The organism is Ferrovibrio sp. (assembly GCF_046297595.1).
Lineage (GTDB): Bacteria > Pseudomonadota > Alphaproteobacteria > Ferrovibrionales > Ferrovibrionaceae > Ferrovibrio.
This window is the reverse complement of the sequence record NZ_JBKBHT010000001.1, coordinates 662,615-685,655: the sequence shown is the minus strand read 5'-3', so window position 1 is coordinate 685,655 and position 23,041 is coordinate 662,615. Positions and strand designations below refer to the sequence as shown.

General features: G+C 64.3%; 25 protein-coding genes. 13 read left to right on the top strand and 12 right to left on the bottom strand.

All coding sequences use genetic code 11. From position 1 onward, the window contains the following. Positions 1–7 precede the first annotated feature (7 nt). Positions 8–985 (bottom strand): NAD-dependent epimerase/dehydratase family protein, encoded by a 978-nt coding sequence (locus tag ACK4FJ_RS03465; RefSeq protein WP_409764079.1) that lies wholly within the window; start codon positions 983–985, stop codon positions 8–10. Between the two features lie 127 nt (positions 986–1,112). Between ACK4FJ_RS03465 and ACK4FJ_RS03460 the strand changes: the two genes are divergently transcribed. Then, positions 1,113–1,526, top strand: a complete 414-nt coding sequence (locus tag ACK4FJ_RS03460; protein ID WP_409764076.1) for a hypothetical protein — start codon at positions 1,113–1,115, stop codon at positions 1,524–1,526. Between the two features lie 8 nt (positions 1,527–1,534). Here ACK4FJ_RS03460 and ACK4FJ_RS03455 read toward each other — a convergent pair whose 3' ends face one another. The 4 genes from ACK4FJ_RS03455 to ugpB all read right to left on the bottom strand — a co-directional run bounded on the left by ACK4FJ_RS03455 (position 1,535) and on the right by ugpB (position 5,775). Then, a complete protein-coding gene (locus ACK4FJ_RS03455) occupies positions 1,535–2,608 on the bottom strand; it encodes a sn-glycerol-3-phosphate import ATP-binding protein UgpC (protein ID WP_409764073.1) in 1,074 nt (357 codons plus the stop codon). A 9-nt stretch (positions 2,609–2,617) separates the two neighbouring features. Further along, positions 2,618–3,475 (bottom strand): sn-glycerol-3-phosphate ABC transporter permease UgpE, encoded by an 858-nt coding sequence (gene ugpE, locus ACK4FJ_RS03450; RefSeq protein WP_409764070.1) that lies wholly within the window; start codon positions 3,473–3,475, stop codon positions 2,618–2,620. Then, entirely contained in the window at positions 3,475–4,356 is an 882-nt protein-coding gene (ugpA, locus tag ACK4FJ_RS03445; protein WP_409764067.1) for a sn-glycerol-3-phosphate ABC transporter permease UgpA, read from the bottom strand. The genes ugpE and ugpA overlap by 1 nt, the downstream gene beginning before the upstream one ends. A 72-nt stretch (positions 4,357–4,428) precedes the next feature. After that, positions 4,429–5,775 carry a sn-glycerol-3-phosphate ABC transporter substrate-binding protein UgpB gene (gene ugpB, locus ACK4FJ_RS03440; protein WP_409764064.1) on the bottom strand — a complete coding sequence of 449 codons (1,347 nt, stop codon included), beginning with the start codon at positions 5,773–5,775 and terminating at the stop codon, positions 4,429–4,431. 240 nt (positions 5,776–6,015) lie between these two features. Here ugpB and ACK4FJ_RS03435 point away from each other — a divergent pair, with 240 nt between their 5' ends. Together ACK4FJ_RS03435 and ACK4FJ_RS03430 are read left to right on the top strand one after the other, a co-directional pair. Next, on the top strand, positions 6,016–6,627 hold the full coding sequence (locus ACK4FJ_RS03435) for a M48 family metallopeptidase (RefSeq protein ID WP_409764061.1): 612 nt from the start codon (positions 6,016–6,018) through the stop codon (positions 6,625–6,627). 5 nt (positions 6,628–6,632) lie between these two features. Next, positions 6,633–7,841, top strand: coding sequence for a multidrug effflux MFS transporter (locus ACK4FJ_RS03430; protein WP_409764058.1), 1,209 nt, complete (start codon positions 6,633–6,635; stop codon positions 7,839–7,841). 7 nt (positions 7,842–7,848) lie between these two features. On the opposite strand, the gene ACK4FJ_RS03425 is transcribed toward ACK4FJ_RS03430, so the two are convergent. Together ACK4FJ_RS03425 and ACK4FJ_RS03420 are read right to left on the bottom strand one after the other, a co-directional pair. Then, positions 7,849–8,880, bottom strand: coding sequence for an alpha/beta hydrolase family protein (locus tag ACK4FJ_RS03425; RefSeq protein WP_409764055.1), 1,032 nt, complete (start codon positions 8,878–8,880; stop codon positions 7,849–7,851). After that, positions 8,877–10,805 carry a transglycosylase domain-containing protein gene (locus tag ACK4FJ_RS03420; RefSeq protein WP_409764052.1) on the bottom strand — a complete coding sequence of 643 codons (1,929 nt, stop codon included), beginning with the start codon at positions 10,803–10,805 and terminating at the stop codon, positions 8,877–8,879. Before ACK4FJ_RS03420 ends, ACK4FJ_RS03425 begins: the two co-directional genes overlap by 4 nt. Before the next feature lie 342 nt (positions 10,806–11,147). On the opposite strand from ACK4FJ_RS03420, the gene ACK4FJ_RS03415 reads away from it, so the two are divergent. The 5 genes from ACK4FJ_RS03415 (at position 11,148) to ACK4FJ_RS03395 (ending at position 14,608) form a co-directional block, all read left to right on the top strand. Further along, a complete protein-coding gene (locus tag ACK4FJ_RS03415; RefSeq protein WP_409764049.1) occupies positions 11,148–11,282 on the top strand; it encodes a hypothetical protein in 135 nt (44 codons plus the stop codon). A 5-nt stretch (positions 11,283–11,287) separates the two neighbouring features. Beyond that, the gene (locus ACK4FJ_RS03410; RefSeq protein ID WP_409764046.1) at positions 11,288–12,100 is read left to right on the top strand and encodes a metal ABC transporter ATP-binding protein; all 813 of its coding nucleotides are present in this window, start codon (positions 11,288–11,290) and stop codon (positions 12,098–12,100) included. A 30-nt stretch (positions 12,101–12,130) separates the two neighbouring features. After that, positions 12,131–13,006, top strand: a complete 876-nt coding sequence (locus ACK4FJ_RS03405) for a metal ABC transporter permease (protein ID WP_409764043.1) — start codon at positions 12,131–12,133, stop codon at positions 13,004–13,006. 1 nt (position 13,007) lies between these two features. Further along, entirely contained in the window at positions 13,008–13,970 is a 963-nt protein-coding gene (locus ACK4FJ_RS03400) for a metal ABC transporter solute-binding protein, Zn/Mn family (protein ID WP_409764040.1), read from the top strand. A gap of 113 nt (positions 13,971–14,083) precedes the next feature. Then, positions 14,084–14,608, top strand: coding sequence for a PAS domain-containing protein (locus tag ACK4FJ_RS03395; protein ID WP_409764037.1), 525 nt, complete (start codon positions 14,084–14,086; stop codon positions 14,606–14,608). An 83-nt stretch (positions 14,609–14,691) separates the two neighbouring features. On the opposite strand, the gene ACK4FJ_RS03390 is transcribed toward ACK4FJ_RS03395, so the two are convergent. The 5 genes from ACK4FJ_RS03390 to leuA form a co-directional block, all read right to left on the bottom strand. Beyond that, on the bottom strand, positions 14,692–15,030 hold the full coding sequence (locus tag ACK4FJ_RS03390) for a P-II family nitrogen regulator (RefSeq protein ID WP_409764034.1): 339 nt from the start codon (positions 15,028–15,030) through the stop codon (positions 14,692–14,694). A gap of 201 nt (positions 15,031–15,231) precedes the next feature. Then, complete coding sequence (locus ACK4FJ_RS03385; RefSeq protein ID WP_409764031.1) at positions 15,232–16,182, bottom strand: U32 family peptidase; 951 nt, start codon at positions 16,180–16,182, stop codon at positions 15,232–15,234. Continuing rightward, entirely contained in the window at positions 16,179–17,192 is a 1,014-nt protein-coding gene (locus tag ACK4FJ_RS03380; RefSeq protein ID WP_409764028.1) for a peptidase U32 family protein, read from the bottom strand. The genes ACK4FJ_RS03385 and ACK4FJ_RS03380 overlap by 4 nt, the downstream gene beginning before the upstream one ends. Then, positions 17,189–17,746: an SCP2 domain-containing protein gene (locus ACK4FJ_RS03375; protein ID WP_409764025.1), complete on the bottom strand. Its 558-nt coding sequence runs from the start codon at positions 17,744–17,746 to the stop codon at positions 17,189–17,191. The genes ACK4FJ_RS03380 and ACK4FJ_RS03375 overlap by 4 nt, the downstream gene beginning before the upstream one ends. A gap of 138 nt (positions 17,747–17,884) precedes the next feature. Beyond that, entirely contained in the window at positions 17,885–19,576 is a 1,692-nt protein-coding gene (leuA, locus tag ACK4FJ_RS03370; RefSeq protein WP_409764022.1) for a 2-isopropylmalate synthase, read from the bottom strand. 419 nt (positions 19,577–19,995) lie between these two features. On the opposite strand from leuA, the gene ACK4FJ_RS03365 reads away from it, so the two are divergent. From ACK4FJ_RS03365 to ACK4FJ_RS03345, 5 genes are all read left to right on the top strand, one after another. Next, on the top strand, positions 19,996–20,697 hold the full coding sequence (locus tag ACK4FJ_RS03365) for a CoA transferase subunit A (RefSeq protein ID WP_409764019.1): 702 nt from the start codon (positions 19,996–19,998) through the stop codon (positions 20,695–20,697). Between the two features lie 20 nt (positions 20,698–20,717). Continuing rightward, the gene (locus ACK4FJ_RS03360; protein ID WP_409764016.1) at positions 20,718–21,368 is read left to right on the top strand and encodes a 3-oxoacid CoA-transferase subunit B; all 651 of its coding nucleotides are present in this window, start codon (positions 20,718–20,720) and stop codon (positions 21,366–21,368) included. 107 nt (positions 21,369–21,475) lie between these two features. Continuing rightward, positions 21,476–21,838, top strand: coding sequence for a DUF6152 family protein (locus tag ACK4FJ_RS03355; RefSeq protein WP_409764013.1), 363 nt, complete (start codon positions 21,476–21,478; stop codon positions 21,836–21,838). Positions 21,839–21,846: 8 nt separating this feature from the next. Next, the gene (locus ACK4FJ_RS03350; protein WP_409764010.1) at positions 21,847–22,338 is read left to right on the top strand and encodes a hypothetical protein; all 492 of its coding nucleotides are present in this window, start codon (positions 21,847–21,849) and stop codon (positions 22,336–22,338) included. A 133-nt stretch (positions 22,339–22,471) separates the two neighbouring features. Continuing rightward, a complete protein-coding gene (locus ACK4FJ_RS03345; protein ID WP_409764007.1) occupies positions 22,472–23,038 on the top strand; it encodes a YbaY family lipoprotein in 567 nt (188 codons plus the stop codon). The last annotated feature ends 3 nt before the right edge of the window (positions 23,039–23,041 follow it).

The following is a 23,041-nucleotide window of genomic DNA, read 5'->3' as shown; positions in this document are numbered from 1 at the left end:
CTGTGGCTCACAGGTAATGCGCCCCATGGGCGCGATAGAAATCCAGAGTCTTGGTTAGGCCTTCGGCCAGGCTGTGGCGCGGCTGCCAGCCAGTGGCGGTGCGGAAGGCGCTGTCATCGGCAACGTAGTCGCCGATATCGATCTTCTTGCGATCGGCCGGGAATTCGCGGCGGTCATAGCCGCCGCTGCCTGCGGTTCGTACTAGCAGGTCGGCCAGGTCGAGCAGGCAGATCGATGGGCAGCCGCCGATATTGTAGACATGGCCGATGGTGGCGTCGGTCTGTGCGGCGGCCAGAAAGGCGTCCACCATGTCCTCGACATAGGTGAAGTCGCGCTTCTGCTCGCCACCCCAGACCTCGAAGCGGGTATCATGTAGAGCATGTTTGACCCAGATGCCGAGGAAAGTCTGTTTGGCATCGCGAATGCGCATCCGAGGGCCGAATACATTGGTCAGGCGCAAGGCGGTCATGCGCTGGCCGTAAACCCGGGCGAACAGCAGGTGATAGGCCTCGGCGGCATATTTGTGGATACCGTTGATATCCGGCGGCGCGATCGGATGCTTCTCGTCCACCGGCAGGTATTGCGGCGGACCGTAGAATTGCCGGGTCGAGCTGAAGATCACGCGGGCCGTGGGATTGGTGCGGCGCAGGGCCTCCAGGAAACGCAGGTTGGCTTCCTGGTTCAGCCGCAGGTCTTCCAGCGGCTGCTGCATGGAATCCATATGCGAGGTCTGGCCCGCCAGGTTGAAGACGCAGGCCGCGTCGGCCAGCGCCGGCGTCACCGCTGCTTCGTCGCCGATATCGGCCTCGATCAGTCGCACCGGCGGCGCCATGCCCGACAGGTTGTAGGGATTGGCGCCATATTGTGCCAGAACGCGGTCGATCACGGTGACCGTGGCGCCCATGCCCACCAACCGATGCACCAGATTGGAGCCGATAAATCCCATACCGCCGGTCACGACAACCGGTACGCCTTGCCAGGTCATGCTGTCCTCGAATAAGCCCGCGCCAGTTGGCCGGCGACCGAATATGCAGCCTGATTATGCCTGAAACATGCGTACTTTGTCAGGAGCCGGCCTTGCGGTCCGGGACGCCGCGCGGCAAACTGCGGCCATGCGTGCCGCCCCTGCATTCACCGCCCTTAGCGGCCTCAGTCTTGCCGCGATGCTGGCCGGCTGCTCGGGTACGGCATCCGAGCCGTATTACCTCGGCCGCTTTCTGCCCGGGGATCAGGGTGTATACGAACGGGGTGACAGCCTGACGGCCAACGACCCGCTGACCGGCCGGCCGTATTTCTCGGTCTGCTACAACAGCACCCTGCACACGGCGGAGCAGGTCCGCGCGCTGGTCCGCCGGCATTGCAGCGATCCGCAATTGAAGCGGAACGTGACGGACCTGTATTCCTGTTCCCTGGCCTCGCCGGTGCGGGTCACCTACAGTTGCAGCGCGCTGAGCCGCACGGCGGAAGAGGCCAGGCCCAACCTGATCCGGTCCGACAGTTATACCGGCACCATCGACGTATACTGAGGCAGGCCTCAGGCCGGCGTGGCGATGCGCAGGCCGCTCTCGCGGTCGAACAGATGCAGTCGCGCGATATCGACCACCAGACCCGGACGGGAATGGTCGTGGAAGCCGGCATGGCTGGGAACACGCACCACGATTTCCTCGCCGGAAATCTTGCCGTGCAGCAGGGTGTCTGCGCCCAGTTCCTCGGCGACGTCGACATCCAGCATCACATGCGGGGTTTCACCGGCCCGGGCGATGCGCAGGTTTTCCGGCCGGATGCCCAGGGTGTAGTCCCCGGTCGGCACCGACCAGCCTTCCGGCAGCGGCAGGATCACGGCGTCGGCCAGCTTGGCCTGGCTGCCCTCGATCCGGCATTTGATGAAATTCATCGCCGGCGAGCCGATGAAGCCACCGACATAGGTGGTGGCGGGATGGTTGTAAACTTCCTGCGGCGAGCCGATCTGGTCGGCCCGACCCTGGTTCATCACCACCAACCGGTCGGCCAGCGTCATGGCCTCGACCTGGTCGTGCGTCACGTAAATCGAGGTGACGCCTAGCTGCTGATGCAGGCGCTTGATCTCCAGTCGCATCTGCACACGCAGCTTGGCATCGAGGTTCGACAGCGGCTCGTCGAACAGGAACACGCTGGGTTCACGCACGATGGCGCGACCCATGGCGACGCGCTGGCGCTGGCCGCCTGACAGTTCGCGCGGCTTGCGCTGCAGGTAGGGCTGCAGCTGCAGAATCTCGGCGGCACGCTGCACGCGCTTTTCGATATCGTGTTTGCTCATGCCCCGGATGCGCAGGCCGTAGGACATGTTCTCGTACACGCTCATATGCGGATACAGCGCGTAGTTCTGGAACACCATGGCGATATCGCGTTCGGCCGGTTCGATATTGTTGACCACGCGGTCGCCAATATGAATATCGCCCTCGGTGATCGCTTCCAGGCCGGCGATCATGCGCAGCAGGGTGGATTTGCCGCAGCCCGACGGACCGACGATGACGATGAACTCGCCATCCTTGATCTCCATGTCGACGCCATGGATGGCCTTCACCGGGCCGTAATTCTTTTTCACGCTTTTCAGCGTCACCTTCGCCATGACGGGCGCTCACTTTTCCGTTTCAACAAGACCTTTAACGAACCAGCGCTGCATCAGCACCACCACGGCAACCGGGGGCAGTAGGGCCAGTACGGCCATGCCCATGATCACCGGCCACTCATAGAAGGCATCGGGGGCGCGGATCAGGCGGCCGATTGCCAGCACGATGGTCTGGTATTTGTAGTCGGACGCGATCAGCAGCGGCCAGAGATACTGGTTCCAGCCATAAATGAACTGGATCACGAACATGGCGGCGATACTGGTGCGGCTCAGGGGCACCAGAACATCCTTGAAGAAGCGCATCGGGCCGGCGCCGTCGATGCGGGCGGCCTCTACCAGCTCATCCGGCACGGTCATGAAGAACTGCCGGAACAGGAAGGTGGCGGTGGCCGAGGCGATCAGCGGCAGGATCAGGCCGGTATAGGTATCCAGCAGGCCCAGATCGGCAACGATCTTGTAGGTCGGGATGATGCGCACCTCGACCGGCAGCATCAGGGTGATGAAGATCATCCAGAAGAAGAAATTTTTCAGCGGGAAGCGGAAATAGACGATGGCGAAGGCCGACAGCAGCGAGATGATGATTTTGCCCACCGCGATCGAAATCGCCATGATGAAGCTGTTCATCAGCAGCACGATGGCCGGCGTGGCACCGCTAACGCCGACCAGCTGCGGGCCGTCGAACAGGGCTCGGGCGGTGTTGGTCAGCAGTTCGGCGCCGGGCAGCAGCGGCATCGGTGTCTGCGAAACGTCCTGAATCGTGTGCGAGGCCGCGATCACCGCGAGATAGATCGGGAAGGCGACGATGAAGATCGCGGCCAGCATGATCAGGTGGCCGACCGCATCGGCTATGGGACGACGCTCGATCATCAGTAATGCACTTTGCGTTCGATATAGCGGAACTGAACCACGGTCAGGCCGATCACGATGGCCATCAGGATCACCGACTGGGCGGCTGAACCGCCCAGGTCTTGGGCCTCGAAGCCGTCATACCAGACCTTGTAGACCAGGATTTCGGTCGACTTGGCCGGACCGCCGCGGGTCAGCGAATGGATCACGCCGAAGGTCTCGAAGAAGGCATAGACCACGTTAACGACGATCAGGAAGAACAGCGTCGGCGACAGCATCGGCAGGATGATCGTCCAGAACCGGCGGAACGGCTTGGCCCCATCGATGGCAGCTGCCTCGATCAGCGATTTCGGAATCGCCTGCAGGCCAGCAAGGAAGAACAGGAAATTGTAGGAAATCTGCTTCCAGGTAGCAGCGACCACGACGACGAACATCGCCTGTCCACCATTGAGATGGAAGTTCCAGTCGACGCCGGCCTGGGCCAGCAGCCAGGCGAACACGCCGGGGCCGGGCAGGAAGACAAAGCCCCACAGCGCGCCGGCGACGGCCGGTGCGACGGCATAGGGCCAGATCAGCAGGGTCTTGTAGACGAGCGCACCGCGGATCAGTCGGTCGGCTGTGACGGCCAGCACCAGCGAGATGCTTAGGCCAAGCGTGGTGACCAGCGTACTGAACAGCGCGGTGATCTTGAATGAGTTCAGGTAGTAGTCGTCCTCGAACAGGGCGGCGAAGTTTTCCATCCCGACGAAGTAGCTGCTGGTGCCGAAAGCATCCTCGCGCAGCACCGACTGCACGACAGCCTGACTGGCGGGCCAGAAGAAGAAGATCACGGTGATCGCGATCTGCGGGGCGACCAGCAGATACGGCAGGAACCGGTTGTGAAAGACGACTCGTTTTTCCATGGGGCGCCATAAAAGAAGCCCGCGCCTTAAAGAGTCAAGGCGCGGGCTTCCGTTTGAGGGACAGTTAACCCATTACGAACGCTTGGCGTCGCGCTCGAACTGGCGGAGCAGGCGGTTGCCACGCTCCACGGCAGCGTCCAGCGCTTCCTTGGGCGACTTCTTGCCCGACCAGACGGCTTCCAGTTCTTCGTCCATCACGTCGCGGATCTGCACGAAGTTGCCCAGGCGCAGGCCCTTCGAGTTGCCGGTCGGGGTCTTCAGCATCATCTGCTGCACCGAGGTGTCGGTACCCGGATTGGCGGTATAGAAGCCCTGCTGCTTGGTGGCTTCATAGGCCATCGGCGTGACCGGCAGGTAGCCGGTGTTCTTGTGCCACCAGACCTGGTTCTCGGTCGAGGCCAGGTAGTCGAAGAACTGGGCCACACCCTTGTAGTCTTCGGCCTTGTGCTTGCCCAGAACCCACAGCGAGGCGCCGCCGATGATCGAGTTCTGCGGCGCGCCCTGCACGTCGCTGTAATAGGGCAGCATGGAAATACCCCACTTGAACTTCGCGCCGCGCGCGAAGGTCGCGTAACCGGCCGAGCTTTCCATGTGGATCGCGCATTCGCCCGACACGAACTTGGCATTCGCCTCGTTCTTGCGACCGCCATACACCATCAAGCCTTCCTTCATCCAATTGGCCAGGTTGGTGATGTGGCGCACATGCAGCGGGCTGTTGAACTTCAGCTCGGTATCGAAGCCGTCGAAGCCGTTCGACTTGGTGGCGAACGGCACGTTATGCAGAGCGGAGAAATTCTCCAGCTGCACCCAGGTCTGCCAGTTGGTCTGGAACGGGCAGGTGCTGCCCGAAGCCTTCAGCTTCTTCAGCATCGGCTCCATTTCCTGCCAGGTCTTCGGCGGAGCGTTCGGGTCAAGGCCGGCCTTCTGGAAGGCATCCTTGTTGTAATACATCACCGGCGTGGAGGAATTGAACGGGAAGGACAGCATCTTGCCGTCCGAGGTGCTGTAATAGCCGGTCACGGCCGAAATGTAGGAACCCGGATCGAACTTGTAGCCGTTCTGGGCCATCAGTTCATAGACCGGCTTGATCGCGGCGCGCGAGGCCATCATGGTGCCGGTGCCGACCTCGAAGACCTGCACGATGTGCGGGCCCTTGCCGGCGCGGAAGGCGGCCATGGCGGCGGTCAGGGTTTCCGGATAGCTGCCCTTGTTGACAGCAACAAGCTGGTACTTGTCCTGGCCCTTGTTGAAGCCAGCGACGATTTCGTTGACCCGCTCGTTCAGGGCGCCGGTCATCGCGTGCCACCACTGAATCTCAATGCGGTTCCCCTGGGCCTGCGCCGTGAAGCCGGTCGCCATGACGGCGGTGCCGGCAAGCAGCGCGAGCGCAAGGCGCGCGAGTTTCCCTGTCGATTTCATTGTGCTGTCTCCAATGCTAAAGAAATCCACCCCAAGAGTCGGGAGGGCCGACTTTTTTATGTGTCTTACGATGACGTTCATGCGTAAGAATTGTTACGGTTATATGACAAGGACCGGGCGTTGACCAAGCCTTATTCTGAAACAATCGAAATCGGTGCCGACCGGCTGACGGTCGGGAATGACAGTTTCCCCTTTTTGGTCAAGCGCGACTCGCGGGCCCGGCGCATGCTGCTCCGGGTCATGCCCCGGGACGGAGCGGTCGTCCTGGTCCTGCCGACCCGCGCAAGCCTGAAATCCGGCCAGAAATTCGTGACCGAGCAGGTCGACTGGATCCTGGCGCGGCAGGAGGAACGGCCGGAAATCCTGCCCTGGCAGGATGGCGCCAGCCTGCCGCTTTATGGTGCGCCGCACATCATCCGGCACCGGCCGGCTGCCCGCGGCGGGGTCTGGATCGAGGGCAATGAAATCCACGTGACCGGCCAGGCGGAACACCTGCCACGACGCCTGCGCGACTGGCTGAAGCGGCGCGCCCGCGAGGAATTCGGGGTTGCCGCTAGGGAAATGGCCGACCGAATCGGGCTCAGCGTACGGCGCATCACCGTGCGCGACACCCAGAGCCGCTGGGGCAGCTGCTCGGCCCACGGGAACCTGTCGTTCTCCTGGCGCCTGCTGCTGGCGCCGCCGCCGATCGGCCGCTATCTGGTCGCCCATGAAGTGGCGCATCTGAAACACATGGATCACAGCGTCGCCTTCTGGCATCTCTGTGCGCAGTTGCTGGGCGGCGAAGGCGAGTTGCGGGCGGCGCGCACCTGGCTGCGCCGCCATGGCGCAGCCCTGCATCTTCACGGCTGAGCCATATGCGCCCGTTGCCGCGTGACTCGACGGCGCTGGTGATCCTGCTGGGCTGTGCCACCGCGCTCGGCCCGCTCAGCACCGATATGTATTTGCCGTCGCTGCCCGCCCTGGCGACGATCTACGCCACCGATGCGGCCGCGGTGCAACTCACGCTCAGCGCCTTCCTCGCCGGTTTCGCCGTCACGCAGCTGATCTACGGCCCGGTTTCCGACCGGTTCGGCCGCCGGCCGGCGTTGCTGTTTGGCATCGCCCTGTTCACGCTCGCCTCGATCGGCTGCGCTTTCGCCGCCAGCATCGAGTGGCTGATCGGCTGGCGCTTCGTGCAGGCGCTCGGTGCCTGTTCCGGCGTGGTGCTGGGGCGCGCCATCGCCCGCGACCTGTTCGAGGGCGCCCATGCGGCCAGGGCCCTGTCGATGATGGCCATGGTGCTGGGGCTAACGCCTGCGGTGGCACCGATCCTGGGCGGCTACCTGCATGCCTGGTTCGGCTGGCAGGCGAATTTCATCGCCATGGCCCTGGTCGGCAGCCTGCTGGGGATCTGCGTGCTGATCTTCCTGGCCGAGAGCAACCAGCGCCGCAACCCCACCGCCACCCAGATACGGCCGATGCTGCGCAACTTCGCCAGCCTGGCCCGTCATCCGCGCTATCGCGGCTATGTCCTCTGCGTGGCGTTTTCCTATGGCGGGATGTTCTCCTTCATCTCCGGGTCGTCGTTCACGCTCAGCCGTGTTTTCGGTGTGGGCGAGACCGTGTTCGGCTACTGCTTCTCGCTGATCGTGTTCGGGTATCTGTGCGGCGGCTTCATCGGCACGCGTCTCACATTGCGGCTCGGCGTGGACCGCATGCTGGGCGTGGGCGCGGCCTGCTGCGCGCTGGGTGGCGGCGGCATGGCGCTGCTGCAGAGCTGGGCCTGGGCCAACGGGCTGGACTGGCACTGGTTCAGCCTGATCGGACCGATGATGATCTTCACCATGGGACTGGGCCTGACCATGCCGCAGGGCCAGGCCGGGGCACTGCAGCCCTTTCCGCAGATGGCGGGCAGCGCGGCGTCGCTGATGGGCTTCGTGCAGATGAGTGTCGGCGCCGCCGCCGGCATTTTCGTCGGCCATGCATTAAACGAAACCGCCCTGCCGCTGAGTTGGACGGTGGCCGGCATGGGCCTGGCCACATTCCTGTCATGGCTTCTGGTCGTGCGGCGACAGGCCGCCTAGACGTGATTTATTTTTCCAGTTTCCCCAGCAGCCAGCTGCTGATCCGGCTGATCACACCAGGATCGATCTCGCCCTCGAAGCCAGGATCCTTGTCGTTTTCCAGTGGTTTCAGAGCGTGACTGGTGCGCGGCAGGATGATCAGCGCGTGATCGTCGGGCTGGCGTTTCTGCAGGGCGGCATCCAGCGTCAGCGCATCGCGCTCGGCTGAAATCTGGGTATCGGCATCGCCCTGGATCAGCAGCACGGGACCGGCATAGCGCTGTATGGCTTCTGCCGGCTCCAGTTTCAGCAGAGCCTGCCAATAAGGACCGCTGTATAACGGATACAGGCCGCGCAGCGCCGTCGGCAATCGCTCGGGAATCTGGCCGGTTTCGCGGATGTCTTTCAGCGCGCGGTCGTTGTCGGCCAGCAGCATACGGCGTTGGCCGGGCTTGACCTGAGGGCTGAGCTGGCGGGCCAACTGCTCGCGGACGATGATGTCCATGCGGCGCCCCGGTGCCGCCGCCAGGATCAGGGCCTGCGGCCTTTCCCCTTCCACAAGGCGGGTTGCCAGATCGATGGCGATCAGTCCGCCTTCGGAGTGACCGAACAGCCCGGCCTTGCCGGGGTCTACGCCATCCTGCGCGCGCAGGAAGGCATAGGCGGCATAGGCATCGTCGACGAACCGGCCCCAGTTGAAGTATTCGGCATAGTCGTCTTGGCTGGCCGGTCGACCGCCGGCATTGGCATGCATGCCGCGCTTGTCATAACGCAGGGTCGCGACGCCCTTCTGCGCCAGTCCATCGGCGATCTGCCGCAGCAGATCGGTACGCAGGATCGGCGGTTGGTTGCCGTCGCGGTCGGTCGGTCCGCTGCCCTGGATCAGCACCAGGCCAGGCACCTGAGACGTGATCCCGGCAGGCAGGGTCAGCGTCCCGGCCAGAACCGAGCCGTCGCGCGAGGTGATGGCAACCTGCTGGTTGACTGCGTTTTCCGTTCCCCGCGCCACTGGCGGCAATAGCAGCAATCCTGCCAACAGGAAGATAAACTGATGTTTCATCGCTGCACCGGCTGCGGGCCGACCTGCCAGATCATCTGCGGTTCGCCCTGCGATGTCGCGGGTGGTGGCGCGGCGGGTTCGATCACCGTGCGCGGCGGCGGCGGAACCGAAGCGGGAGAGGCCGTTGCCGGCGCGCTGCCGAACTGGCGCATGATGCGGTCCCACAGCGAAGGCAGGCTGAAGTTTTGGCTGGGGGCCTGCGGCAATTCGCTGGCTGGCAGGCCCTTCAGGGCATCGGTCATGAAGCTGCGCCAGATCTGCGACGGCAAGCCGCTGCCGCTCACCTTCTTGGTCGGCGAATTATCGTCATTGCCGACCCATACCGCAGTCACCAGATCGGGTGTGTAGCCGACGAACCAGGCATCGCGGTAATCCGAGGTCGTGCCAGTCTTGCCCGCCGCCGGCCGGCCGATCTGCGCGGCACGGCCGGTTCCCGTCGCGATCACGCCGCGCAACAGCTCGTTCAACTCGCCCAGCGGTTCCGGTGCGATCATGTGGGCGTATGCGCCGCCGGTATCGCGGCGGAACAGCACGGCGTTGTTGCGGTCGCGGACTTCGATCACGCCATAGGGCTGCACGGCATAGCCGCCATTGGCAAAAGCCGCGTAGGCGGCGGTGAGTTCCAGAACGCCGACTTCGAAAGAGCCTAGCGCCAGCGAGGGATGCGGCTTCAGGTCGCTGGTGATGCCCAGCCGGCGCGCCGTTTCGATCACCTTGTCGCGGCCGACGCGCTCGGAAACCTGCACGGCGATGGTGTTGATCGAGCGGGCCGCCGCCTCGCGCAGAGGCATCGTGCCGTGATACTGGCCGTCGTAATTGCGCGGTTTCCAGTTGCCGATCTCGATCGGCCCATCGACATACTGGTCGTCGGGCGTGATGCCCTGTTCCAGCGCGGTGAGGAACACGATGGGCTTGAAGGCCGAGCCGGGCTGGCGGCGTGCCTGCGTCGCGCGGTTGAAGGGGCTGTCGAGATAGTCGCGACCGCCGATCATCGCGCGCACCGCGCCATCGGGCGCCAGTGCCACCAGGGCCGCCTGACCCACATCCAGCTTCTGTGCGTCGCGGTCCATCAGGCTGTCGACGGCGCGCTCGGCGCCACCCTGCAGGCGGCTATCCATGGTGGTGTAGACCGTGAGGTCGGCGTGGTCGCGGCCGACCAGCTGATACACTTCCTCGATCACCCAATCGGCGAAATACCGTGCATTGGGCAGGGGCAGGCGCGAGCGGGCAAGCTGTGTTGGTTTCGCGATCGCGGCCTCGGCGGTTTCGATCGTGATGAAGCCGGCATCGGCCATGTTGCGCAGCACCTGCGCGGCGCGCGCTTGGGCAGATTTGATATTGCCGGTGGGCGCCAGTTTCGACGGCGCCTTCAGCAGTCCGACCAGCATGGCGGACTCACCAAGCGAAAGTTTGGTCGCCGGCTTGTCGAAATAGCGCTGGGCCGCCGCCTCCACGCCATAGGCGCCGGCACCGAAGTAGACGCGGTTGAGATACATCTCCAGAATCTGGTCCTTGGTGAAGCGCTGCTCCAGCCGGAAGGCCAGCATCAGTTCCTGTACTTTGCGCTTCAGCGTACGGTCGCGCTCCAGGAACACGTTCTTGGCCAGCTGCTGCGTCAGCGTCGAGCCGCCCTGCACCACGCGGCCGGCACGCAGGTTGGCCAGGGTGGCGCGCGCCAGGCCGATGGGGTCGATGCCGAAATGGCTGTAAAAACGGCGGTCCTCGGTGGCGATCAGGGCTTGCGGCAGGTGAGGGGGCAGGTCTTTCAGTGCCTGGTGTTCGCCATAGAGGTCGCCATAGGTGGCCAGCACCATGCCGTCGGCGGCCTTGAGCGTGACCGAGCTGCGCCGCTCGACAATATAAAGCTCGTCGAAATCCGGCAGGTCATAGGCATACCAGGCGAACAGCGCGCCGCCGGCAACCATGCCCCAGATTCCGACCAGCAGGGCCAGGCGGGAGAGGCGGCCGAACAGGCCCGCCCCCAGAAAGCCGGGCCGTGGGCGCCGTTTGCGGCCGGCTGCGGAACGTGCGGGCCCGGTTTTGCCCGAATTGGACTTGGCCGAACTTTTGGCCGTAGTTTTGGATGGGCGGGACTGGCGGGCCATGGCGCTAAGGATACTGCTTTTTCTTTCAAGGATTCGTGGGCCGGCGGGATCGACCGGCGCGGCCGGTGTGGCAGCCGAATGTGACCGGTTTAGGGCATCGGGGTTGACGTGCGGTGAATGGATTGTATGTTATATAATAACGTCTACTTGGAACCGCTCCCCATGCAGCGCCGCCTAATCTTTTCCGATCTGCCGATCGCGGTACTCACCGCGTCGTGGTGGATGCGCATGGTTGCCCTGCTGCCCCTGATCGCTGCCCTCTGGGCCGCGATCTGGTGGGCCATGGCGATGGATTGAACCGCATGATCGCTTCTGCTCCTGCCGGGGAAATCCGTCTCGACAACGTCACCGTGGCCTATGACCGGCATCCGGCGGTGCATCATGTCAGCGGTCGGTTCACCACCGGATCGCTCACCGCCATCGTTGGACCCAACGGGGCCGGGAAATCCACCCTGCTGAAGGCCATCGTCGGCCAGCTTCCCGTCGCCGATGGCAGCATCGAACGCGGCCCATTGAAACCGCGCGACATCGCCTTCCTGCCGCAGCAGGCCAGCCTGGACCGCGCCTATCCCATTTCGGTGCTGGAAGTCGTGCTGCTCGGCCACTGGCAGCGGGTCGGCGCTTTCGGTCATATCGGGCGCGATGGTATCCGGGCGGCGCGCGAGGCGCTGTCGGCTGTTGGTCTGGAAGGCTTCGAGCAGCGTCCGCTCGCCACGCTCTCCATCGGCCAGGCCCAGCGCGCGCTGTTCGCCCGCGTGCTGGTGCAGGATGCCCGCGTGATCCTGCTGGACGAGCCCTTCAATGCGCTGGATGCCCGCACGGTGGCTGATCTTCTGGCTCTGTTGCAGCGCTGGCATGGCGAAAAGCGCACCGTGATCGCGGTGCTGCACGATTTCGACCTGGTCCGACAGCATTTCCCCGAGGCGCTCTATCTGGCCCGGCGGCTGATCGCCTGGGGCCGCATCGACGAGGTGCTGACCCCCGAGAACCAGCTGGCCGCGCGTCGCATGGCCGAATCTTGGGACGACACCGCGCCGTTCTGCGATACCGGCCACAATCATGACAGCCATTCAGGGCATCACGACCATACCGGTCATCACGGCCACGCGGCCTGATCCTTTTCCGCCTGCTCACCGGAGCCGCGCATGAGCGCCGCCATAGTCGATTTCCTGTTCGCCCCTTTCGCCGAGTTCGCCTTCATGCGGCGCGCGCTGGTGGCCTGCTTTGCGCTGTCCTTAAGCGGCGCACCGATTGGCGTGGTGCTGATGCTGCGGCGCATGAGCCTGTTCGGCGAGGCGATGAGCCACGCCATCCTGCCCGGTGCCGCAGTGGGTTTTCTGGTGGCCGGTTTTTCTCTGCCCGCCATCAGCCTGGGCGGCATCGTCGCCGGCCTGATCGTGGCTTTGGCCGCCGGCGCGGCAACACGCGCCACCGACCAGCGCGAGGATGCCAGTTTCGCGGCCTTCTACCTGATCGCGCTGGCGCTCGGCGTCACGCTGATCTCCACGCGCGGTTCGGCGGTGGATGTGATGCATATCCTGTTCGGTTCGGTGCTGGCGGTGGATGAAGCCGCCCTGCTGCTGCTCGGCGCGGTGGCCAGCCTGACCATGCTGATCTTCGCCGCGATCTACCGTCCGCTGCTGGCAGATGGGTTCGACCCGGAATTCCTGCGCAGCGTAGGCGGCGGCGGCGCGCTGTATCATTTCGTGTTCCTAGGCCTCGTGGTGGTCAACCTGGTGGCCGCCTTCCAGGCACTCGGCAGCCTGATGGCCGTGGGCCTGATGATGCTGCCGGGGCTCGCCGCGCGCTACTGGAGCCGTTCGCTGATCTCCGCCATGGCGGTGGCCGTGCTGATCGCGGCAGTATCCGGCTATTGCGGCCTGCTGCTGTCCTTCCATGCCGACCTGCCGTCCGGCCCGTCCATCGTGCTGTTCGCCGGCGGCGGCTATCTGCTGTCGCTCGCCCTGGGGCCGCAGGGCCTGATGCTGCACTGGCGCCAGCGGCGCCATCTGGAGGCCTGACATGATCCGCCTGCTTGCCGCGCTCTTTGTCTTCTTGTGCCTGGCCGCGCCGGTGCAGGCTCAGACCGCGCCGCCGAAGCTGAAAGCCATCGCCAGCTTCTCCATCCTGGCCGACATCGTGGCCGAGATCGGTGGCGAGAAGGTGTCCGTCGCCACGCTGGTGCCGGCCATGGGGGATGCCCATGTCTATCAGCCCAGCCCCGCCGATGCCCGCGCCGTGGCCAGTGCGGACCTGCTGGTCGCCAATGGCCTGAATTTCGAGACCTGGCTCGACCGGCTGGTGGCGGCTTCTGGCTTCAAGGGCCGGCGTATCGTCGCCGCGGAGGGAATCAGGCCGCGCCAGCTCGGCGATCATCATGGTCACAGTCATGGTCATGCGCACGGGCCAGGCGGTGCGCCCGATGACGACCATGACGATCATGACGATGCCCGGGACGATCCCCATGTCTGGCACGACCTGCAGCGCATGCAGGCCTATGTGGCCAACATTGCCAACGGCCTTGCTGCCGCCGACCCGGCCAATGCCGAGTATTACCGGGCGCGCGGAATGGCCTATGCGGCGCAGTTGAAGCAGATCGATCAATGGGCCGCCACCGAATTCGCCCGCCTGCCCAAGGCCCATCGCAAGGCGATCAGCCAGCATGATGCCTTCGGCTATCTGGCCGACCGTTACCAGATCGAGTTCATGGCCCCCCAGGGCATGAGTACGGAATCGGAGGCTTCGGCCGAGGCCGTAGGCCGGCTGATCCGGCAGATCAAGCGCCAGCGCATCCAGGCGGTGTTCTTCGAGAATGTGGTCAATCCCCGCCTGATCGAACAGATCGCCAAAGAGGCCAGGGTCAAGGTCGGCGGCCGGCTCTATTCCGATGCCCTCTCGCCGCCGGGCGGCGAGGCCGACAGCTTCGTGAAGATGTATCGCCTGAATGTCAGCCGGCTGATCGAGGCCATGCGGCGCGATAGCTGAGGGCGCCGTAATTCTACCCTGCCTCGCCGGTTTCACTTGATCTGCATCAATTGGCGGTGGGCCGCCTGCCCGTAATTTGCAATAATTGAATAATTGCAATCCGCAGGACCCGCATGACCAGGTACGACAGGGTGCCGACCAACAAGGAGATCTTCTTCGGCGAGGAGGAGATCATCGTCAGCAAGACCGACCCGCGCGGGCGTATCACCTACGCGAATGATGTCTTCGTGCGTGTGTCCGGCTATTCCGAGCATGAGCTGATCAATGCGCCGCATAGCATCCTGCGCCACCCCGACATGCCGCGCTGCGTGTTCTGGCTGCTGTGGGAAACCATCGGTAAGGGCAACGAGATTTTCGCCTATGTGAAGAACATGGCGAAGAGCGGCGATTTTTACTGGGTCTTCGCCCATGTCACGCCCAGCTTCGATCCACAGGGTCAGATCGTCGGCTATCACTCCAGCCGGCGCACGCCCGACCGCAAGGCGGTGGAGGCCGCTGCCGGGCTCTATGGCCAGCTTCTCGCCATTGAGAACAAATACGAAGACCGCAAGCAGGGCATGCAGGCCGGCATCGAAACCGTGCTCAAGCTGCTCGGCGACAAGGGCATCACCTACGACGAGTTGGTCTTCTCGCTCTGATAAAGCCGGCTCTGAAAAGATGGACCCGGCCGCAGAATCTGCAGCCGGGTCCATCGTCAGGGAACTGAATGTTTGGGCGCGCCTTACAGCGCGTCGTCGTCGGTTTCGCCGGTGCGGATGCGCAGGGCCTTCTCCAGGTCGACCACGAAGATCTTGCCGTCGCCGATCTGGCCGGTCTTGGCGGCATTCTGGATGGCCTCGACCACGCGGTCGGCCAGGGGGGACTTCACCGCCACCTCGATCTTGACCTTCGGCAGGAAGCTAACGGCGTATTCCGCCCCGCGGTAAATCTCGGTATGGCCTTTCTGCCGGCCGAACCCCTTCACCTCGGTGACGGTCAGGCCTTCGACGCCGAGGCTGGTAAGCGCCTCGCGGACCTCGTCGAGCTTGAATGGCTTGATGACTGCCATGACCAGTTTCATGTGTGTCACTCCTCAGCATTGTTGGCCGCAAACCGGTCGTTTCCCGCGCGGCGCGTCGTCGCCCGGCCATCCCTTCAAGAAGCGTGCCGGTTGCATCCGGCGAGTCGCCAGCCACTTTAGCCCGCCCTCGACCGCAGCGGGAAGCCAATGGGCGGCCTCGCTGCCCAAATCGCGGCTTTTTGCAAAAATATTAGGCAGCGATCAGGCCGCGCCCTGGTCGCGGTCGGGCACACCGAACCGGGCCTCGATCAGGGCGCGGCCTTCGCGGCCATGGATGAAGCCGTTGGAAAACGGCAGATCCCCCGCCAGCAGGCTGAGCTGCGCGGTGGCGGCGGGGGCGTCCAGTCGCCGTTCGGCCACGGACCGGAACAGGCGCGCCACGGCCACCATGTCCAGATTCTGGGGCGACAGGCGGAAATGCCGGATGCCGGCCGCCAGCAGGCCGGGGATTTCACCGCTCAGGTTCAGGCAGGTCTGCGACAGGGTCTGGGTGCCGTTGATGGCCAGGAAGGCATCGCCATCCAGGGTGTTCACCGTGCGGCCGTCGGGGTCGGCCCCGCAGGCATAGCGGCAGGAATCCTTGTGCAGGCCATGGGCGCGGGCATGGAAACAGCGCGCCGAGATCGCCAGCGGCATGCGGCCGAAAACCAGCGCCTCCAGCGGCACATCCGATGCCTTGGCCAGCGCTGCGATGGCCGTGCCCGGCAGTTCGGGCGGCAGGCAGACCCGTGCCGCACCCTGCCGGGCCAGATAGGCCAACGTGCCCTCATTATAGACATTCACAAACGGGCCGATCACATGCCGGCGTCCGGCCAAGCGGCGCACCGCGCCCAGGTCGTTGGCCTCGACCATGAAGCCGGTTTCCTCGGCGCCCTCGATCTGCGTCGCCGTCATCTTCGTCTCGCGTTCGCTCATCACCAGCGCGCGCGATGCCAGCACCACTTCCTTGCCACCGCGCTGCAGCCGCTCGATCAGGTCGGGCAGCAAGGGATCGAAAAAGGGCGCGCGTTTGGAGCAGACGATCTCGCCCAGATGCACGATATCGATCTCGGCCTCATCGGCGATGCGGGCATAGAAATCCGCCATCTGTTCGGCCGGCCAGTGGAACAGCACCGGGCCGAGCACGAGTTTCGCCGCAATATCGCCTGTCATCGCCAGCCCTTCCGGTAGGCGCCCGAGGTATCCTGCTGGCCCTCGGCCAACTGGCGCAAAGCCGCCACAGCGGCGCTCGGGGTTTCATCGCGCGCCAGCCCGTCCACCAGCGTGCGGAACTGCCGCACCACTTCGGCCACATAGGCCCGGCCGCGCTGCCGCCCCTCGATCTTCAGGGCCTTCACGCCAGCGGCGGCCAGGTCGCGCAGGATTTCGCCGGTGCTCAGCGAGGTGGGCTCCTCGAACAGGTAACTGGCATAGCTGCCCACGCTGAAGCGGCCCTTGCAGAGCGTCGGATAGCCGGCCTTCTCGCCCTTGTCGAAGACATTGATGGTCGAACCGCCCAGACTGGAGACCAGGGCCTCGCCGCGCTGCTCGTAGCGCACATGGCTGGCCGGCGAGCATACACCCTGGCGGTTGGGCGACTGGCCGGTCACGTAGGACGACAGCGAGCAGCGCCCTTCCGCCATCGGACACATGCCGCCGAAGGCGAAGACTTCCGTCTCGACCGGAATCTGGCGTGTGAGTTGCGCGATCTCGGCCACGGTGAGGACGCGCGGCAGCACCACGCGGCGCACGCCGAAGGCCTCGTGGTAAAACCGGATCGCATCGGCATGAGAGGCCGCCGCCTGCACCGACAGATGCAGCCGCAGATCCGGGTGCTTCTGGGCGGCGTAATCCAGCAGGCCGATATCGGCGATGATCGCCGCATCGGCGCCCAGGGCGGCCGCGTCGTCGATCGCGCTGTGCCAGGCGGCCTGGTTGCCCGCAGCGGCATAGGTGTTGATGGCGACGAACACCTCGCGCCTGCGCTGATGTGCATAGCCGATGCCGTCGCGCAGTTCGGGCCGGCTGAAATTCAGGCCGGGGAAGTTGCGCGCGTTGGTCTCGTCGCGGAAACCGCAATAGATCACATCGGCGCCGGCATCGACGGCATCGCGCAGGGCGGCCGGCGTGCCGGCCGGGCAAACCAGTTCGAGAGGGGCCAGTTCAAGGGGTGCCATGCTCATGCCATGCGTCCCCCTGCAGGACTGAAGCGCCGCTGCAATTGTGCGGCAAAACCGGCCATGCTGCGGCCCAGCCGTTCGGCCGGCGCAGCGAAGGGGCCAAGCATCGAAGTCGCGTCGGCAATCAGGTCGATGCCGGCATCGTCGACGGCATTGCGCAGGGCCACCACCACTGCCATGTCGCCTTCCACGGTCAGGTCACGCGAGAAGAACAGCGCGTCCCCATCGATGCGGCCTTCCAGTAGTTCAAACAGCGTGGCGATGTCGGCGCGGATGGTGGCGCGTGGCGCTTCTACCCTGGCTGTATCCATTCTGGCCGGATCGACCAGTTGCAGGCGCGGCGCCAGCGGCGGCGCTCGCAGCGTGATCAGGAAGGCCATGGGCAGGTCCTGCGGCACCACCAGGCAGGCGGCGTCGGCGAAATCGGCCAGGCGTTCCAGCATCGCGCCATGGCGGCGCACCAGCACGGCGCTGAGCGCGTTCAACAGGTTTTCGGTCAGGTGGCGGTTGCCGGGCAGCAGCAGGAAGCGGCGCAGCGGCGTCTGGACAGCAATCACGGCAATCGCTCCTGCACGGGGAAAGGATTGTCCGCGTGGTAGGAGTCCGGGGCCGATCCGTCTTTGACGTGAGTCAAAGAGGGGGAGTTGCGGGCTCCCCCTCCTTGATATTGGGCAAATTGCGGTGGCGACTCGCGATCACGCCGCCAGCATGCGATTGGCCGCCGAGGTCACCGCCTTCAGCGAGGCGGCGACGATGTTGCGGTCGCGGCCAACGCCGAACATGGTCGAGCCATCGGCCCGCTTGACCTCCACATAAGCCACCGCCTCCGACGAGGCACCGCCATTGCTGGCGCTTGGTGCGATGGCATGCTCACGGTAATCCACCAGGTTGATGCTCACCCCGGCATGGCGGCCCAGCGCGTCGATATAGGCATCGATCGGGCCGGTGCCCTGGCCCTGCAGCTCGATGGCCTTGCCGCCATCGCTGATGCTGGCGGTCAGGCTGCGCTGTTCGCTCTTGTGCGGATCGGGCAGGGTGCGGTGGCCGGTGAACCGGAAGCGGCCGGCTGGCTGCTTCAGGTATTCGGTCTCGAAGGTGTCCCAGATCAGCTGCGGGCTGATCTCCTTGCCGGTGCCGTCGGCGATGCGCTGGATCACCTGGCTGAACTCGATCTGCAGCCGACGCGGCAGTTCCAGGCCATAGTCGTTTTCCAGCACATAGGAAATGCCGCCCTTGCCCGACTGGCTGTTGATGCGGATCACCGGCTCGTAGGCGCGGCCCACATCGGCCGGGTCGATCGGCAGGTAAGGTACTTCCCAGACTCCGTCATTGCGCTGGGCCTGTGCGGCCATGCCTTTCTTGATCGCATCCTGGTGTGAGCCGGAGAAGGCCGTGAAGGCCAGTTCGCCCACATAGGGATGGCGCGGATGCACCGGCAACTGGTTGCAGTATTCCGCCGTGCGGGCAACCGACGTGATGTCGGTGAAATCCAGTTCGGGGTCCACGCCCTGGCTGAACAGGTTCATCGCCAGTGTCACGACGTCCACATTGCCGGTGCGCTCGCCGTTGCCGAACAGGGTGCCTTCCACGCGGTCGGCGCCAGCCATCACGCCCAGTTCGGCGGCCGCCACGCCGGTGCCGCGGTCGTTATGCGGATGCAGGCTTAAAATAATGCAGTCGCGGTTCTTCACCTTGCGCAGGAAATACTCGATCTGGTCGGCATAGATGTTGGGCGTGCTCATCTCCACCGTGGCCGGCAGGTTGAGGATGATCTTCTTCTCCCGGGTGGGTTTGATCACGTCCATCACGGCCTCGCAGACCTCGATGGAATAATCGATCTCGGTGCCGGTGAAGCTTTCCGGCGAATACTGGAACACCCAGTCGGTTTCCGGCGCGGCATCGGCCAGCTGCTTCACCAGCGCCGCGCCGTCGGTGGCGATCTTGGTGATGCCGGCCTGGTCCAGGCCGAACACCACGCGGCGCTGCAAGGTCGAGGTAGAATTGTAGAAGTGGACAATGGCGCGCCGAGCCCCTTTCAGGGCTTCAAATGTGCGGGTGATCAGCTCCGGCCGGCACTGGGTCAGCACCTGGATGGTAACGTCCTGCGGGATCGCCTTGCTTTCGATGATCTCGCGCACGAAGGCGAAATCGGTGTCGGAGGCAGACGGAAAACCCACCTCGATTTCCTTGAAGCCCAGCTTGACCAGGGTATCGAACATGCGGCGCTTGCGTTCGGGCCCCATCGGCTCGATCAGGGCCTGGTTGCCGTCGCGCAGGTCGACGCTGCACCAGACCGGCGCCTTGGTGATGGTTTTGTTCGGCCAGGTCCGGTCGGGCAGGGGCACCGGCTGGAAGGGTCGGTATTTATGGAAATTCATCTTGTTCATGGCTTCGCTCCTGAGGCGAAAGGGAATTGCGTTCGACGATATGGGATGGGGCCGTTACACGGCCGCTGACAGAGGCCCGCTGTTCAGCGGCCGCTGGTAAGTCGCAGTCGAAGCGTCAGGAGCGCGGCCGCGCAGGTGGCGGGGCGCTGGAAACCAATGATTTTTGAGGTGAACTGGATGGACATGACAACCGACCGGCTGGTTCGACAACACACACGCTTAGCGACGTCCCGACCCTGCTTACAGGATCGGGCAGCTAAGAAGGAGGGTGTGTAGCCGGCGGGTTTTGTTCATATCCCCAACAAATTGCCAGCCGGCCGCCCCGGCGTCAAGTCGGGCGTTGCCGGGGGGCGGACACGCGGTTAATGTCCCCGCGTTTCAGGGACTTGAACCCTGCACCCAAGGTCTAGGAAGAGGGCATGAACAAGGTTTATCCGAATGCGAAGGCCGCGCTCGAGGGTATCACGCGCGACGGCATCATGGTCATGTGCGGCGGCTTCGGCCTCAGCGGCCTGCCGGAACGGCTGATCGACGCGCTGCTGGAAAGCGGCGCCAAGGACCTGACCTGCGTGTCGAACAATGCCGGCGTCGACGGCGCCGGCCTGGGCAAGCTGCTCGCCACCCGCCAGGTGAAGAAGATGATCTCGTCCTATGTCGGCGAGAACAAGATCTTCGCCCAGCAGTATCTGGCCGGCGAACTGGAACTCGAATTCAACCCGCAGGGCACGCTGGCCGAGCGTATCCGCGCCGGCGGTGCCGGCATCCCGGCCTTCTTCACCAAGACCGGTGTGGGCACCCTGATCGCCGAAGGCAAGGAAGAGCGCATCTTCAACGGCGAGCGCTATATCATGGAAACCGGCCTGGTCGCCGACCTCGCGCTGGTCAAGGCGTGGAAAGGCGACACCGCCGGCAACCTCGTCTATCGCAAGACGGCGCGGAACTTCAATCCCGCGATGGCCACTGCCGGCCGCATCACGGTGGCGGAAGTCGAGGAACTGGTCGAGCCCGGCCAGCTCGATCCGGACCAGATCCATACGCCGGGCATCTACGTGCAGCGCATCATCTGCGGCGCGCCGTATAACAAAGTCATCGAAAACCGCACCGTGCGTAAGCGCGGCTGAGCCAGAAGGAGAGCAAGATCATGGCTTGGACCCGCGATGAAATGGCCGCCCGCGCAGCGAAAGAGCTGAAGGACGGCTTCTATGTTAATCTCGGTATCGGCATTCCCACGCTGGTGTCGAACTTCATTCCCGACGGCGTCGATGTGGTGCTGCAGTCGGAAAACGGCATGCTCGGCATGGGTCCTTTCCCTTACGAGGGCGAGGAAGACCCCGATCTGATCAATGCTGGCAAGCAGACCATCACCGAACTGCCGCATTCCAGCTTCTTTGGCTCCGACCAGTCGTTTGCGATGATCCGCGGCGGCCATATCGATCTCTCCATCCTCGGCGCCATGCAGGTGGCCGAGAATGGCGATCTGGCCAACTGGATGATCCCGGGCAAGATGGTCAAGGGCATGGGCGGTGCGATGGATCTTGTCGCTGGCGTCAAGCGCGTCGTCGTCGTCATGGAGCACAATTCCAAGGACGGCGAGAAGAAGCTGTTGAAGAAATGCGACCTGCCGCTTACCGGGGCCGGCGTGGTCGACATGGTGATCACCGACCTTGCCGTCTTCACCATCGACAAGAAGAAGGGCGGCATGACCCTGATCGAGCGTGCCCCCGGCGTGTCGCTTGAGGAGCTGAGGGACAAGACAGGCGCGGATTACACCGTCGCCGACAGCGCCAAGTAAGCGGTTTGTCGTAAAAAAAACATGGCCCCGGCGGGCAACTGCCGGGGCCTTTTTTATGTCCGGGGCCGACCTAGATCGTCGGTATGATGGTGCGAATGGAGGAAATCATGCTGCATCGCCGTTTCCTGCTTGCCGCCGGGCTGGCCGCCATCGGTTTCAGCCTTTCACCGTTGGCCTGGGCCCATCATGGCTGGGGCTCCTACGATGCCACCAAGACGCTCACCCTGGACGGCATCGTGGAAAAGGTGAACCCCGACAATCCCCATGGTGAGCTGATGCTGAAGGCCGATGGCAAGGTCTGGCATGTGATCCTGTCGCCGCCCTCGCGCATGGCCAATCGCGGCAAGGCGATTGCCGAGATCAAGGTGGGCGATCGTCTGGTGGCGGTGGGCTATGCCAGCAAGACGCACGCCAACGAGATGCGCGCCGAGCGCATCACCCATAACGGCGTCACCGTCGAGCTGCGGTAATTCCTCCCATGGAACACGCGGGATCTGACGCGCATCCCTGGCTGGTCGCGCTGGAACAGTCGGGGCTGGGGGTGCAGATGCGCCAGTCCCTGCTGCTCTATCCTGCCGTCGAGATCCTGCACATCTTCGGCTTCGTCGTTCTGGTCGGCAGCATCCTGGGCTTCGATCTGCGTGTGCTGGGCCTCGGCCGGCGACTGCCCATCGAGCCATTCGCGCGCCTGGTCGTGCCGCTCTCGGCGTTGGGATTGGCTATCGCGGTTCCATGCGGATTCCTGCTGTTTGTCACCGAAGCCACCAGCATCGCCGCCAACCCGGCCTTCCAGGCCAAACTGGCCTGTATCGCCATCGGTCTGGTTAACATCGCATTGTTCCATCTCGGGCCATGGCGCGGCCTGGTGCAGCGGGGGGAAGTGACCCTGGCCGCGAAGCTCGGCGCCGTGGTGTCGTTGCTGGCCTGGAGCGGGGCCATCATCGGCGGCCGCCTGATCGCCTATCTTTAAAGCCGGAACCGCGCGGCATTTCGCGCGTTTCTTCTCCGACCGGATCACAGACAGCCGACCGCCGCGCCATCCCGCGATGGTGCGCAGGATACTGCCGTCTCCGGCGCCCCCCTGGCTTGTGAGGAGAAGACACATGATCGCGCGTCGTTCATTCATCGGCATTGCCGCCACCGCCATTGCGTTGTCGGCGGTCGGGGCCTGCGCATCGCGCAGCAATGCCGTCACCGGCACGGTATCCTATCGCGAAAGGCTGATCCTGCCGGCGGATTCGCAGGTGGTGGTGCGGCTGGAGGATATTTCCAAAGGCCAGTCCTATCCGCAGGTGGTGGCCGAACAGCGTATCCTGCCCAACAGCGCCGGCGTGACGCAGTTCGCGCTGCCCTACACACTCAATGACGTGAACCCCCAGGCCACCTATGTGGTCAATGCCTGGGTGGAGCAGGGCGGCCGCATCCTGTACCGCAATGCGAAGCTCTACGCCGTGCTGACCAAGGGCTCGCCCACCAGCAACATTCATGTCGAACTGGAGCAGGTGACGGCCATGGTGGTGCCCGCGCCGGTGCCGACGGGGACGACCGTGGCGCCGGGCAGCAGTGGCACGGTAATTGTGCAGCCGGCACCGCAGGGTAGCACCTATGTGGTGCAGCCTGCTCCGGCGACGGCGCCGCCGGGCAGCGTGATCCTCAATCCGGCGCGTTAAGCA

Coding starts and splice junctions, on each gene's coding strand:
- ACK4FJ_RS03465 (WP_409764079.1), bottom strand. CDS start 985: ATGACCTGGCAAGGCGTACCGGTTGTCGTGACCGGCGGTATGGGATTT.
- ACK4FJ_RS03460 (WP_409764076.1), top strand. CDS start 1,113: ATGCGTGCCGCCCCTGCATTCACCGCCCTTAGCGGCCTCAGTCTTGCC.
- ACK4FJ_RS03455 (WP_409764073.1), bottom strand. CDS start 2,608: ATGGCGAAGGTGACGCTGAAAAGCGTGAAAAAGAATTACGGCCCGGTG.
- ugpE (WP_409764070.1), bottom strand. CDS start 3,475: ATGATCGAGCGTCGTCCCATAGCCGATGCGGTCGGCCACCTGATCATG.
- ugpA (WP_409764067.1), bottom strand. CDS start 4,356: ATGGAAAAACGAGTCGTCTTTCACAACCGGTTCCTGCCGTATCTGCTG.
- ugpB (WP_409764064.1), bottom strand. CDS start 5,775: ATGAAATCGACAGGGAAACTCGCGCGCCTTGCGCTCGCGCTGCTTGCC.
- ACK4FJ_RS03435 (WP_409764061.1), top strand. CDS start 6,016: ATGCCCCGGGACGGAGCGGTCGTCCTGGTCCTGCCGACCCGCGCAAGC.
- ACK4FJ_RS03430 (WP_409764058.1), top strand. CDS start 6,633: ATGCGCCCGTTGCCGCGTGACTCGACGGCGCTGGTGATCCTGCTGGGC.
- ACK4FJ_RS03425 (WP_409764055.1), bottom strand. CDS start 8,880: ATGAAACATCAGTTTATCTTCCTGTTGGCAGGATTGCTGCTATTGCCG.
- ACK4FJ_RS03420 (WP_409764052.1), bottom strand. CDS start 10,805: ATGGTTGCCGGCGGCGCGCTGTTCGCCTGGTATGCCTATGACCTGCCG.
- ACK4FJ_RS03415 (WP_409764049.1), top strand. CDS start 11,148: ATGCAGCGCCGCCTAATCTTTTCCGATCTGCCGATCGCGGTACTCACC.
- ACK4FJ_RS03410 (WP_409764046.1), top strand. CDS start 11,288: ATGATCGCTTCTGCTCCTGCCGGGGAAATCCGTCTCGACAACGTCACC.
- ACK4FJ_RS03405 (WP_409764043.1), top strand. CDS start 12,131: ATGAGCGCCGCCATAGTCGATTTCCTGTTCGCCCCTTTCGCCGAGTTC.
- ACK4FJ_RS03400 (WP_409764040.1), top strand. CDS start 13,008: ATGATCCGCCTGCTTGCCGCGCTCTTTGTCTTCTTGTGCCTGGCCGCG.
- ACK4FJ_RS03395 (WP_409764037.1), top strand. CDS start 14,084: ATGACCAGGTACGACAGGGTGCCGACCAACAAGGAGATCTTCTTCGGC.
- ACK4FJ_RS03390 (WP_409764034.1), bottom strand. CDS start 15,030: ATGAAACTGGTCATGGCAGTCATCAAGCCATTCAAGCTCGACGAGGTC.
- ACK4FJ_RS03385 (WP_409764031.1), bottom strand. CDS start 16,182: ATGACAGGCGATATTGCGGCGAAACTCGTGCTCGGCCCGGTGCTGTTC.
- ACK4FJ_RS03380 (WP_409764028.1), bottom strand. CDS start 17,192: ATGAGCATGGCACCCCTTGAACTGGCCCCTCTCGAACTGGTTTGCCCG.
- leuA (WP_409764022.1), bottom strand. CDS start 19,576: ATGAACAAGATGAATTTCCATAAATACCGACCCTTCCAGCCGGTGCCC.
- ACK4FJ_RS03365 (WP_409764019.1), top strand. CDS start 19,996: ATGAACAAGGTTTATCCGAATGCGAAGGCCGCGCTCGAGGGTATCACG.
- ACK4FJ_RS03360 (WP_409764016.1), top strand. CDS start 20,718: ATGGCTTGGACCCGCGATGAAATGGCCGCCCGCGCAGCGAAAGAGCTG.
- ACK4FJ_RS03355 (WP_409764013.1), top strand. CDS start 21,476: ATGCTGCATCGCCGTTTCCTGCTTGCCGCCGGGCTGGCCGCCATCGGT.
- ACK4FJ_RS03350 (WP_409764010.1), top strand. CDS start 21,847: ATGGAACACGCGGGATCTGACGCGCATCCCTGGCTGGTCGCGCTGGAA.
- ACK4FJ_RS03345 (WP_409764007.1), top strand. CDS start 22,472: ATGATCGCGCGTCGTTCATTCATCGGCATTGCCGCCACCGCCATTGCG.